The sequence below is a fragment of the Enhygromyxa salina genome, assembly GCF_002994615.1.
GTDB lineage: Bacteria > Myxococcota_A > Polyangia > Nannocystales > Nannocystaceae > Plesiocystis > Plesiocystis salina_A.
In genome coordinates, this window is the sequence record NZ_PVNK01000064.1 from 21941 (window position 1) to 34210 (window position 12270).

12 protein-coding genes are annotated in these 12270 nt (G+C 67.6%); 5 read left to right on the forward strand and 7 right to left on the reverse strand.

The features are described from left to right. Nucleotide 1 precedes the first annotated feature (1 nt). The 3 genes from ENSA5_RS05680 to tssD all read right to left on the reverse strand — a co-directional run bounded on the left by ENSA5_RS05680 (nucleotide 2) and on the right by tssD (nucleotide 2208). Complete coding sequence (locus ENSA5_RS05680; RefSeq protein ID WP_106390577.1) at nucleotides 2-277, reverse strand: hypothetical protein; 276 nt, start codon at nucleotides 275-277, stop codon at nucleotides 2-4. Continuing rightward, nucleotides 274-1647, reverse strand: a complete 1374-nt coding sequence (locus ENSA5_RS05685) for a type VI secretion system Vgr family protein (protein ID WP_106390579.1) — start codon at nucleotides 1645-1647, stop codon at nucleotides 274-276. The genes ENSA5_RS05680 and ENSA5_RS05685 overlap by 4 nt, the downstream gene beginning before the upstream one ends. Nucleotides 1648-1716: 69 nt before the next feature. Next, nucleotides 1717-2208, reverse strand: a complete 492-nt coding sequence (tssD, locus tag ENSA5_RS05690; RefSeq protein ID WP_106390581.1) for a type VI secretion system tube protein TssD — start codon at nucleotides 2206-2208, stop codon at nucleotides 1717-1719. A gap of 424 nt (nucleotides 2209-2632) precedes the next feature. Here tssD and ENSA5_RS37090 point away from each other — a divergent pair, with 424 nt between their 5' ends. Continuing rightward, a complete protein-coding gene (locus tag ENSA5_RS37090; protein WP_181197410.1) occupies nucleotides 2633-2791 on the forward strand; it encodes a hypothetical protein in 159 nt (52 codons plus the stop codon). Nucleotides 2792-2906: 115 nt separating this feature from the next. After that, nucleotides 2907-4622 carry a hypothetical protein gene (locus ENSA5_RS05695; RefSeq protein ID WP_146155366.1) on the forward strand — a complete coding sequence of 572 codons (1716 nt, stop codon included), beginning with the start codon at nucleotides 2907-2909 and terminating at the stop codon, nucleotides 4620-4622. A 35-nt stretch (nucleotides 4623-4657) separates the two neighbouring features. Here the strand turns inward: ENSA5_RS05695 and ENSA5_RS05700 are convergent, their stop codons facing one another. The 4 genes from ENSA5_RS05700 to ENSA5_RS05715 form a co-directional block, all read right to left on the reverse strand. After that, nucleotides 4658-5305 (reverse strand): carbonic anhydrase, encoded by a 648-nt coding sequence (locus ENSA5_RS05700; protein ID WP_106390585.1) that lies wholly within the window; start codon nucleotides 5303-5305, stop codon nucleotides 4658-4660. A gap of 39 nt (nucleotides 5306-5344) precedes the next feature. Then, nucleotides 5345-6148: a hypothetical protein gene (locus ENSA5_RS05705; protein ID WP_106390587.1), complete on the reverse strand. Its 804-nt coding sequence runs from the start codon at nucleotides 6146-6148 to the stop codon at nucleotides 5345-5347. 9 nt (nucleotides 6149-6157) lie between these two features. After that, nucleotides 6158-6826 (reverse strand): sterol desaturase family protein, encoded by a 669-nt coding sequence (locus tag ENSA5_RS05710; protein WP_106390588.1) that lies wholly within the window; start codon nucleotides 6824-6826, stop codon nucleotides 6158-6160. Between the two features lie 150 nt (nucleotides 6827-6976). Next, a complete protein-coding gene (locus tag ENSA5_RS05715) occupies nucleotides 6977-8011 on the reverse strand; it encodes a hypothetical protein (RefSeq protein WP_146155367.1) in 1035 nt (344 codons plus the stop codon). A 199-nt stretch (nucleotides 8012-8210) separates the two neighbouring features. On the opposite strand from ENSA5_RS05715, the gene ENSA5_RS05720 reads away from it, so the two are divergent. From ENSA5_RS05720 to ENSA5_RS05730, 3 genes are all read left to right on the forward strand, one after another. Next, nucleotides 8211-9188, forward strand: a complete 978-nt coding sequence (locus tag ENSA5_RS05720) for an oxidoreductase (protein ID WP_106390592.1) — start codon at nucleotides 8211-8213, stop codon at nucleotides 9186-9188. Between the two features lie 216 nt (nucleotides 9189-9404). Then, on the forward strand, nucleotides 9405-10385 hold the full coding sequence (locus tag ENSA5_RS05725; protein ID WP_106390594.1) for an ATP--guanido phosphotransferase: 981 nt from the start codon (nucleotides 9405-9407) through the stop codon (nucleotides 10383-10385). Between the two features lie 289 nt (nucleotides 10386-10674). Further along, the gene (locus ENSA5_RS05730; RefSeq protein WP_106390596.1) at nucleotides 10675-12150 is read left to right on the forward strand and encodes a hypothetical protein; all 1476 of its coding nucleotides are present in this window, start codon (nucleotides 10675-10677) and stop codon (nucleotides 12148-12150) included. Nucleotides 12151-12270: the final 120 nt, after the last annotated feature.

Here is a 12270-nt window from a genome sequence, read left to right on the forward strand (position 1 = left end):
ATCAGCGCTGACGTTGGCCTGCCCCGGGTGCGAACGCCGTTGCGAGCGCGAGAAGATCGACGCCGAGCTTGCCGTAGCCCGCGTCAGGCGGAAATTCCACGCCATCGATGCTCGACGGTTTGAGCGCCACCGGTCGCTGACGCCCGCGCAGCTCGAGACGACCGGCGTCGGTCATCGCGTAGGTCGCCTTCGCGACGATCGTCGCGACCATGAGGTCTTCGGACAAGATCGTCCGCAGCATGTAGGCCTCGAGCGGGGATTCATTGAGCAGGATCATGTCGCCGTGGCCTCCCCCGCGGTCGCGTAATTTGGGTTGTCTGTGAGCATCTCGTCAACCTCGGGCTGGTAGAACGCCTCCTTCAACGCGTTCGTCGTCACCCCCCGCAACCCTTTTGTCTCGATCGCGCAAGGGACTCCGTCGAACTCACCCCACCACAAGATGGTGCCCTTGCCGTCGGCGACGCTGTAGCTGAAGAGCCCATAGGGCATCTTCAGGCTGGCGTCGAGGATCAACGACTTGAGTACGCCGTCATACGCAGACTTCCTCACGACCTCGACGGCGAGCGCGCCGCCGATCTCACCGCGCTCGACGTCGGGACAATCGCCCCGGGCGTGCTGTTGAATCACGAGGAACTCGTGGTCGAGTTCGGGCCGACCGTCGGCGACGACCCTGAACCGGCGACCGGGCGCGAGACCGGTCACATTGGCGACACCGCGCATTGACCGGTCACCCCGTCGCGCGTGGGCGAGTTCCCGATTCACCCGCGGCTCCGGGTCGGTCTCGACGATCCGACCGTGATGATAGACCTCGCGCGCGCTCAGACCACCGCCGGGCTCACCCCTTCGCGCGGTCGTTGGCGTCGACGGGCTGAGCCAGTCAAAGGTCCGCCGAACGACGGTGGTCGGGCGCAGCGAGCCTGCCCAAGTCAGGCGCTGAATGCTCTCGACCGCGGCCTCGTGCTCTCCAGTAGCGATGATCGCCAGGGTCGGTTCATCGTCGAGGGTCGCGACCTCGGGCCAGCGCTCGGCGCTGTCCTCGAGGACCATGACCTCGCGCCCGGTCCCTCGATCGTGGTCGAAGTGGTAGCTGATGCCTTCGTCTTCGAGCAAGCGCGAGACAAAGCTGAGATCGCTCTCTTGGTACTGGACCACGTACTCTCGTGACTCGTAGCGCTCGCGTAGACCACAGGTTTCGAGTTCACGGCCGTAGTCCACGAATGGCGCGCTCAGGATCTCTTCGACGATGGCCAGAGCCGACATCTGCTGCCACAGCCGGGTGTCAACGCGCTGCTCGAGCAAGCGCAGCGCCGGAACGACAACGACACGGACCGAGCGCTGGCCCTCGACATGCTCACGCAGTTCGATAGCCAAGATCACACCGCACACGCTGCGCATGACGCCGTCGCGGTCGATGGTGAGCTCGCAGTTCGACGCCATCAGGACATCGGGGTCGAGCGAGACGGCGTCAGCCAAGAGGTCGACGGTCAGCTCGTAGGGCCGTGACAGCCCCTCATTGAGTTCGATGCGTCGAACTCGCCATGGCATGTCGGGCACCGCTTCGCAGACGAAGTCATATTCGACGCGTGGGAGCGGCCGGTCGACCGTCAACGCCTCGCCGAGGTCGTGGATTCGTGGATCTATCTGCATGGAAACCACACAAATGAGCGGGGAGGGACGGCCCGGTCGGGACCGGGCCGGGCCCTCCCCCGGCTCTTGTTAGGCGCTCTCGCGCCAGCTATCGGTGTGCTCGACGCCCCCGTCTTCGTAGGTCCAGGTGATCGTGTGGAACACGATCGCGACCTCCTCCGTGGGCGGCTCTTCGGAGCTCGCGGGGTCGATCGCGTCGGGCGACACACGCTTGATGTGCGAGATCCGAGCGCCCGAGATCGCGACGGTGAAGAACTGCTCCGTCGTGCCATCGCCATCGGGGCTCGGTCGATAGAACCTGAACACCGCCTCGATGTTCTCGTTGTTGCACAGCGCCTTGGCCAGCAGGGGCGAGGACTTGTCGATGCGCTTGCGCAGCACGATCGGTTCGTAGGTCCGACGACCCGTCGCGACGCCGGAGCCCTTCTCCCGCGCGGTGCGAACCGAGTCTGCGAAGTACAGACACTCGATCGTGTCCTCTCGACCCATGCTGGTTTGTGTACTCTCGCCAGCAACTTCGATGCCGTTGGCCTTGAGCCACACGTGGACGGTTTCTGCCATTTTTCTGATTACACCTTTCCGGTCAGTGACCGTCGCCCACCTGAGCAAGCGCCGTGCCACGTTCCGAAGGAAGCACAGCCCGGTCTGACGACGGGAGTGACGCAAAACCAGCCACACGAGTCGATCGGAGGTGACGCGGGGTCGGTCAGACTCGGGCCTGACGCGATCCGAGCCAGCTGAGGTGCGCCGATCTGACCGGTCTCGACGCAGTCCCTGGCCTCAGCGAATCCACAGCGCCTCGATCCCAAGGCACGTGCCTTGCTTCGGCCGGGCCGAATGACCAACAACGTCAATTCCCTCGGTCTCGTTCGCAGGGGAGAGATCGAGTCGTGCGCATGCGTAACACGCACTCACTCGCGCGGGCGTCGGATGGACCATGAGCGCCGCTACGAGTGGCAATCTCCTGTGCGAACTGCGTGTGGGCGTGCCCCTCGTCTTGGTGCTCGGCGGCCGCCGCCGCCTGGTCACATCGATGATCCGCAGTATCGAACCGGTGTCGATCGACCTCATGTTCATCGAGACCTCGAACAGCCGCTACCGCGTTCGTCGGGTCGTCCCGTGCGGGCAGGGTGTCGAGGCCTGACGATCCGCGCGCGCTGGCGCCGCCGAAGCCGCGGGCCGCCGCTTCGAAGTTGTCTTCGACGTCGGTCAAGATCGCCGCCGAGACCCAAGGAGGGAAAGAGCGTAGACTCTGGACCGTGACCTGCTCCACGCGCTTTGTGATCCCGCTGGCGGGCGCGGCCTCGCTCGCGCTGACGCTGTGCGCGTCGGCCTGCTCCGACGACACCATCAGCGCCGAGGCCGGCGACGCCGACACGGGCCCCGGAGAGACCGGCGGCAGCGTCGACACGGGCGAGCCCGTACCGGAGCCCGAGCTCGGCGGACCCGCGAGGGGCATCTCGATCGTCGCCGTCGAGGCCAACCAGGGCACCGCCATCCAGCTGACCGAGGGCGGCACCTGGATCGAGCCGGACGAGCGCAACGCCTACCTGATCCGCGACCGCGACACCCTGATCCGCTTCCAGCACGTGATCGACGATCCGAGCGCGTGGATCGCCCGGGATCTGACCGGCTTCTTGCACGTCTACCCGGCCGACGGGGGCGAAGAGATCATCCGCGAGCGCAAGCTGTTCGTGACCGGCGACTCGGACGCCCGCGACATCGCGAGCAACTTCTACTTCAGCCTGCTCGCGAGCGAGGCCCGGCCGGGCTCGCGCTTTTGGCTCGAGCTGCGCGAGTCCGACGACTCGATCGACGTGTCGAGCCTGAGCGAGGGCCTGACGACCGTCCCTGCCGAGCCCGCGCCGATCGGCTTCGAAAACACGCCGCTCGAGTTCAAAGTCATGATCGTGCCCGTCGACTATCAGTGGGTCGACCCGCCGCGCTACCCCGACATCACCGAGGAAGACGTCCAGCTCTTCCACGACGCGCTGCTCCAACAAAACCCGGTCCAGACCATCGACATCCAGATCCGCGAGCAGCCGCTGGTCTGGGACAACCAGCTGACCAACCTCGGCGCGCTGCTCGGGCCAACCCGCGCGCTCAAGATCGACGACGGGGCCCCGGCCAACGTCTACTATCACGCGCTCGTCGACGTCGGCAGCTCGGGGGTCAACATGGTCGCGGGCATCGCCAACATCGCCGACTCGAGCATGAACGACAGCGACCGCCGCGTGGCCGCGACCGTGTATTTCAAGCACTACGATCCCGGCGACGAGGAGACGGGCGAGGAGCCCCAGACCTTCCCACCGACCGGCAGCGCGCGGACCTGGGTCCACGAGCTCGGCCACAACCAGGGCCTCAGCCACGTGTTTTGCCCCGGCGGCAACTCGGCCGGCGACGATCCCTCGTATCCCTACATGGACGGGAAGATCGGCGTGCACGGGTTCGGGATCCGCGACTTTCACATGTACACACCGGGCGCGGCCCACGACTACATGAGCTACTGCGGCAATTCGTGGGTCTCGGACTGGACGTGGAACAAGACCTACTCGCGGATCTCGACGCTGACCTCGTGGGACTACGGCGCTCCCCCGGCGCCCGGGCCCGAGACCTCGCAGATCCTGGTCGGGATGCTCTTCGCCGACGGGACCGAGGACTGGTGGGTCTACGACGCCGTGGCCCCGAGCGCGCGCAGCAGCTCGCAGGCCCTCGAGTACTGGCGCGACGGGGAGCTGGTCGGCATGGAGTACGCCGAGGTCTCGATGCTCAGTGATGAGCAGACGATGGTCGTCACGGCGCCGCTGGCCGTGGATGGGCTCGAGCTCGACGCGGTCACCCCGCTCAGTCGGCTCAGTCGGATCAGTCGGATCGATCAACGCGGGGTTCGACGCGAGATCGAGCTCGAGCGCGTGATGGTTGGCCGCGACTTCGCCCGCGCGGCCAGCGTTCGGGCGTCGCAGCCCGGCGAGTAGCAAGCCCTCGCGCCAGCGGCCGGCGCCGACGCGGATCAGTCGAGGTGGTAGATCTCGCGGATGCCCTCGAGGATGTCCACGAAGGGCACCTTGAGATCCTCGAGCAGCCCGTCCTCGAGCCCGAAGCACCACCCGTGGACGGTCGGGAAGCCGTGCTCGCGGTAGTTACGCTGGACCCACGAGGTCTTGATCACGTTCACGCACTGCTCTTCGACGTTGAGCTGGACGAGCCGGCGGTAGCGCTCCCGCTCGTCGGGGATCGCCATGAGCTCGTCGTGGTGGATCCGAAACACGTCACGGACCTCGCGCAGCCAGCCGTTGAGCTGGCCGAGGTCTTCGGAGCGCATCGCGGCCTGGATCCCACCGCAGCCGTAGTGACCGCAGACGACGACGTGGCGGACCTTGAGGACATCGACCGCGTACTGGATCACCGACTGCGCGTTGGAGTCGGTGTTGACGACCAGGTTGGCGATGTTGCGGTGAACGAAGACGTCACCGGGGTCGAGCCCCATGATCTCGTTGGCCGGAACCCGGCTGTCGGCGCAGCCAATGTAGAGGACCTCGGGCTTTTGCCCGCTCGCGAGCCGCTTGAAGTACTCGGGGTCGCTCTCGCTGCGCTGCCTCGCCCAGCGGCGATTGTTCTCGAACACGCGTGAAAAGAGGTCGGGTGTGTCAGTAGGCACGGCGAGACGCTACCACGCACACACAGGGCCCAAAGCGGATCACAGCTGCCCGCGCGCGTGCGCGACGAGGAGCAGGTGGACAGCGAGATCGACGCCCGATGCGTTCGAAGTCGTGACCGTGCGCGACTTGCTGCCGGCCTCGCCGCCGCTGGTGCTCGTGGAGCTCTTGCGCCGCGAGGTCCGCAGCCGATCGTCGTAGTAGGCGCCCGGGCAAAAGCTCCGTAGCCGCGCACACAGGGCCGCAAAACTCTCGTGGCTCGAGTGGCCCATCGCCTCGCCGAGTCCGGTGTAGCGCAGGTGGTGCTGGCAAAAGACCATCGGGTCAGCCCAGCCATGACGGATCAGGTAGATGCGCTCCTCGGACTCCGACTCGGTCGCGCGTACCGTCGAGCTCTTCTTGGCGGTCATGGGTACGCCGCCCGCGAGCAGAGTCTGGGAGACGCTGAGCTTCTTGACGGTTTTTTGCTCGGTGGTCTGGTGGTCGGCGAGGACCATGGCGTGGAACAGGGCGTAGACCTCGCCGGCCCGGAGCTCGGCGCGCTCGCGCCCGACCCCCTGCGTGCGCAGGACCTCGCCGTCGAACTCGAACTCGCGCGGCTGGTGCATGGCGTCGGCGCCGGGGACCGTGCTCGCGCTGCAGCCGACCGCGCCGTGGCCCCACTCGCGCAGCTTGGCCATCAGGCTCGACGCGGCCTCGCGCTCGGGCATCCGCGCGACGACGACCGGCAGCGGCCCGCTCAGGCGCATGCGCAGGTCGTAGGGGAACAGGTCGAGGATCTTGGCCAGCTCGGGCAGCTGCGCGGCGAAGCCCGGGCCCCAGCGGGTGATCGCGACGATGAACATGTGGCCGTTCTACTCGGCGGTCCCGAACAGGATGTCAGGCAGCGGGGTGATCGACGCGTAGTTGCCCCCGCGCATGCTGCGGTGGTGACGGGCGTGCTTGCGGACCATGTACGCGACCGGCCGCAGCCAGCGGCTGCGAAAGTCGAGGCCCGAGTGGATCACGATGTTGAGCCACGAGTAGACCAGCAAGATCACCGCGAAGGCCGGGAGCGAGACCGGCCCGACCAGCGCGAGGCAGACCATCAACAAGATCACGCCGAGGCTGTTCTCGACCGGATGGACGTAGAGGCTCTCGATCGCCGTCGGGTACTTGACGGTGTGATGGAGCACGTGGACCGAGCGCAGCAGCTGCCACTCGTGAAACAAGAACCGGTGGAGGCAATAGTAGAGCAGGTCGTAGGCGCCGAGGGTCACGACCACGTCGGCGACGAGCTCGAGCGCGGTGGTCTCCTCGGCGTGAAACAACCACGGCGAGGCCAGGTAGCTCAGCCCGACGACCAGCGCGCCCGAGAGCAGCGTGTTGGGCACGACGAGGCGCACGATCCGGCCGTAGTTCTTGGCCTTGAGCGGGTAGATCTTGTAGCCGTCGCTCGCCCGCGAGATGTAGAGGATGTAGAGCAGGGCCTGGACCAGCGCCGAAGCCGACAGGACCGCGATCAGGATGGAGTGCAGAGCCATGGTGTGAGGGCGCCACCGCGCCGAGCCGGGGACCGTAGCACTGGCGCTGGGCTCGCGTGCGGAGCGAGATCACAGCTCGCCTTCAAGAGAAGTCCCCCATCAGCGCCACGTGCGCCTGCTCGCAGCGCGATACTTTTCTTGGAGCCGCGGCTACTTGCGGGTGTAGCTGACCTTGTAGGTCATCGGGGTCTCGAGCTGATCCGCGACCAGCTTGTGGTGCACGGTCAGCTTCTTGCGGTCCGAAGACAGCACATAGACGATCGTCTTGGTCGCGTCCGGGGCCTGGAACACGTGGATCATCTTGCCCTTCTTTTGGCGGACGCGAACCTTGTACTTGTCGCCGCTGTACTTCATCGTCGTCGTCGGCCCGTCGATGACCACGCTCATCGAGTTCCCGGTCATCTTCCAGGTCATGTCGAGCTTGTCACCCGAGACCGAGATCTTGACGGGGTCCTCGATGAGCTGGGTCTTGGCCAGACGCTTGCGCGCGATGCCGCGGATGATCCCCGCGACCTCCATGGCGGCGGCCTCGATCGCCTCGGCGAGCTTCGCTCGCTGGGCGCTGCCGCCCGAGTAGGTCCAGGTGCCCGAGAAGTCGGCCATCGTGATCGGTGGCGGCGGCGCGGGCTTGGCGGGCTCCGGCTCCGGCTCCGGCTCGGCCAAGGGGGCCGGCTCGGGCGGCGGCTCGACCTCGGAGCCAGCCTCGGAGCCAGCCTCGGAGCCAGCCTCTTCAGCGCCGGGCTCGGGATCCGCCGGGGCCGGCTCGTCGGCAGAAGCGGCGACCGCCTTCTCGCCGCTGCCGCCCTGCCCGGACTGGGGCGATGGCGCGTTCGCGGCGGCCAGCTTCGGGGCCTCGGCAGTCGCCGCCGCGTCATCGCTCGGGGCCGCGGGCTCGCCCGCGGGCTCGCCATCAGTCTCGCCATCGGTCTCGCCATCGACGGCGACCGCGTCTGCCGGGTCGGCCTCGACGCTCGGGTCATCCACGGCGGCCGGCTCCACAGCGGCCGCGACCTCGGCCGCGGCGCCGCCCTCACCGGTATCGATCGCGTCGACCCAGGGATCGTCGAGAGGATCGACCTCGGGCAGCTCCTCGAGCTTGTCCTTGCACGCCGCGGTCGACAGCAACAGACCCAGCATCAGCACGGTGGCGCGCCGACCCGCGCTCGAGGTTCCCGGAGTACGCATTCGCACAGCCTATCAATTTTTTGACGCCCGCGGGACGACCGACGCTCCTCGCCATGGCTGTGATCGTCGAGTAACTGGGCGCAGCTCACTCGCCACGCGCGAGCGCGACCGGCCCCGCGGGTCGCCGCGGACCGCCCTCGCGCGGGTGTCGAGCTCGCCCGGCAGATCGCTCGCGCGACGTGCCATAGTCCCGCGCATCATGGCTGTCTCCGACCAAGTCCCCACCAACTCCGGGTTCCGAGCCAAGACCGACGGCGCGGATGTCATCGCGGATCTCGAGCTCACAGGAAAGACGGCGATCGTCACCGGTGGGTACAGCGGCATCGGCCTGGAGACGACCCGCGCGCTCGCGGCCAAGGGCGTGTCGGTGATCGTTCCGGTCCGATCGCCAGACAAGGCGGCCAAGAGCCTCGCGGGCATCGAGGGCGACGTCAAAACCCTGGCCCTCGACCTCGCCGATCTCGCGTCCGTACGCAGCTTCGCCCAGGCCGCGCTCGACCAGCTCGAGCGCCTCGACATGTTGATCAACAACGCGGGCATCATGGCCTGCCCCGAGGCCCGGGTCGGCCCGGGCTGGGAGTCTCAGTTCGGGGTCAACCACATGGGCCACTTCGCGCTGACGCAGGCGCTGCTGCCCCTGCTCGAGAAGACCGAGGGCGCCCGGGTCATCGCGCTGTCGTCGACCGGTCACAAGATCAGCGATGTTCGCTGGGACGACATCCAGTTCGAGCGCGAGCCCTACGAAAAGTGGCGAGCGTACGGGCAGGCGAAGACCGCGAACGCCCTGTTCGCCAACGCCTTGTCGCGCCGCCTTCGTGACAAGGGTGGGCTCGCCTTCGCCGTCCACCCCGGCGGGATCTTCACCCCGCTCCAGCGCCACCTGACCAAAGAAGAGATGGTCGCGTTCGGCTGGATCGACGAAAACGGAGAGCCCGCCGCCCTCGCCAAGGCCGGGTTCAAGACGCCCGAGCAGGGCTGCTCCACGACCTTGTGGGCCGCGACGACGGAGCGACTCGTGGGCAAGCCCGGCGTGTACTGCGAAGACTGCGACGTCGCCAAGCCCACCGATCCGAGCTCCCCCACCGCGCGCTACGCCGGGGTGAACGACTACGCCTGCAGCGACGAGTCGGCCGAGAAGCTGTGGCAGATCAGCGAGTCCCTGCTGGCCGACGCCTGACGCTCGCGCCGCCCTCACCGGCCCTCGCGACCCAACTAGAGGACTGCCTTTCGGCCGACAAAATCCTCGACAAATGGCTCCGCCGCCAACCCCCGAGCCGGTCCCAACGCGCCTCGCTTGGATCACACTCGTGGGTCCGACCCGCACCCGCTCTCGCGCCCGCGGCCGCTCCTCGGCCCCGCGTCCGCGAGCGGCCGCGGTCCGGCGGAGGATCCGATGGGCAACTCGCTGCTGTCGAAGTATCTCACCCCCGAGCTCGAGGGTCGGCTGGCCACGCGCGCGACCCCGGCTGGCTGGACCCTGAGCGATCTGACCCGCTGCGGGCGCGCGTACCCGAACTGCACGATCGGCGTGCACGCTGGCGACGCCGCCTCCTACGAGGTCTTCGCGCCCCTGCTCAACCCGATCATCGAGCACGTCCACGGGCGCAGCTCGGCCGCGCCGGTCCGCGGGTCCAGCGAGCGAGCGCGCGTCGCAGCTCACCTCCGCGACGACCTCGCGGTCCTCTCGACCACGGTCCGCGTCACGCGAAACCTCCGCAGCGCTCAGTTCCCCGCGCTGATCGGGCGCCGCGGTCGGCTCGAGGCCGAGCGCCGCATCGCCGCGGCCCTCGACGCCCTCGGTCCCCGCTTCGAAGGTCGCTACCACCCCCTCGCCGAGCTCCCGGTCCTGCGTCGACGGACCCTCGACGCCCAAGACCTCGTGTTCGACGACGACGATCGCTACCTCGTGGCCGCGGGCATCACCCGGGACTGGCCCGAGGGCCGCGGCCTGTGGTGCAGCGTCGACCGCCGCCTGGTCGTGTGGGTCAACGAAGAAGATCACCTGCGCATCATCAGCACGAGCCCGAGCGGCGACCTGCCCGCGTGTCTGGCGAGGGTCCGCAAGCTCGCCGCGGCACTCGAGGAGCTGCTCGGCTTTCACCACGATGACCGCCTCGGCTTCCTGACCAGCTGCCCGAGCAACGTCGGCACCGGCCTGCGCGCGAGCGCGAGGCTCCGGCTGCCACGGCTGGCGAGCCGGCCGAAGGAGCTCGACGAGCTCGTCGAGGAGCACGGCCTCATGCTTCGCAAAGGACGCGGCGAGGGGATCTTCGTCGTCGGCAACCGTCGCTGCCTCGGCGCGTCCGAGGTCGAGAGCGTCGAGCGCCTCGCCGAGGGGGTGTGCGAGCTGCTCACGGTCGAGCGCGCAGCTTGAGATCTCCCGGCGCCGAGCTCCGTGGCCCCCCGTCGTCACAGGTGCGTTCGCCGCGTTTGGGCGCGCGAGCGCCTTCTTTGGCCCGGTATGGGTGCTCAGCTGTGCACCCTCAGAGCCACGCGGTGCCGCCGCAGACCCTCTCTTGGACTCAAAGGTCCGAGAAACCCGTGCTGGTTGGGCCCTAAGTGTGCGAAGCTACCCAGGAATCTTGACGCTCGGCCGCGTGCGCTGGTAGCGTGCCGTGGCTTCGGCCTCCGCCGTGAGCGTGCCTCTCTCTTCCCGGAACCCCATGCGGAAGCTCTTCGGTTTCTTGCCTGTCTTCGGCCTGGTGATGGGTCTGAGTCAGGTCGCCAACGCCGCCGAGGTCACGCGCGTCGCCTCGTCCTTTGATCAGGACTTCAACGGCAACGCCTTCGACCTTCACTTCGGCGTCTCTTACGACTTCGACTTCAAAAAAGCGGCGATCCTCCGCGAGTGGGGGGCCGGCGGGAAGAACAACCTCGCCCGCGACCTCGTGTACCGGCAGTTCCGGCACACGGTCACGCCCACGATCGAGATCGGCCTGTGGCACGATCTGTCGGTCTACGTGTCGTTGCCGGTCGTCGTGTCGGACAACCGTAACTACGAGTTCGACCAGGAAGAGGGCGGGGACTGCGTGTTCCCCCAGAACCCCTCGACGACCAACTACAATCCGGGCTCCGCGACCTGCGTCAACAAGACCAACTCGACCAGCATCCGCGACGGCATCGTGCCCCGCGACGGCTTCGACGCGTTCGAAGACACGAGCCCCTACAGCCAGTTCACCGACCCCGAGACCGACATGATCTTCCGCTCGCCCACGCGGCGCGGCCTCGATCAGCTCCACGTCGGCATGAAGATCGGGCTCCTCAGCCAGGCGCGCAAGTCGCACCTGCCCAACTGGCTCCTCGGCCTCGAGGGTCGCTTTGCGATCGGCAAGCCGATGACCTTCAGCCGGTCGATCCAGACCGACGATCCCGCCGGCAACCACCGCGTCGGCCGCGGCATACACGAGCTCGGCGTGTGGACCGCGCTCAGCCGTCGCTACCGCTGGCTCGAGCCTTTCTTCGGCGCTCACTGGCGCCAGTCGCTGCGCGCGGGCTCGACCCAGTTCGACAACTGGGGCTCGACCCAGGGCGATGTCAACCCACAGTCCGAGACCGGGGCCTACTTCGGCGCCGAGATCATCCCGTGGGAGAACAAGACCCAGAACAAAAAATTCTCGATCGTGCTCACGGGCTCGGCGGTCCTTCACTACAACGGCCGCGCCTACTCGGAAGTGTGGGAGCTGCTGTCCGACAGCCCGGCGCTCGTCGGTGACTACAGCCCGGGCAACGGCCAGGGCTGCAACCCCGCAGACTCGCTGGCCCACGCCGCCGCCAACCCCCTCGATCCCGAGGCCAACGGCGGCTACGTCGCCGCGGGCGGGCAGGACTGCGCCGCCTTCAACGGCATCACCACGATCGACGACTACAGCACCTTCGGCCTCAACGCCGGGCTCAACTTCCACATGAGCAAGGTCGCGCGGCTCAACTTCGGCGTCGACATGTCGACCGACACCCGCCACTTCGTGACCACGGCCAGCCGCGGTGACGGTGCGGTGAGCGGTGACCCGGATCTCGTCGAGCCCGACAGCGCCGACGTGAATCCAGTCCGGCGCGATGTCGTGGACAACATCGGTCGGCGCTACGCGGTCGACGACGTGTTCAACGTCAACGCGTACTTCAACTTCATCGTGACGTTTTAGTTTTTGGGAGGGACCGTAGCCGGTCCCTCCCCCGCTAACGCGGGGCCCCCTCCCCCTGGTCGGGCCGTTGGTTGGCTTCGCCAACTCCCTCGCCGTCGTCTGTGGGGCCTCGACGGCCTT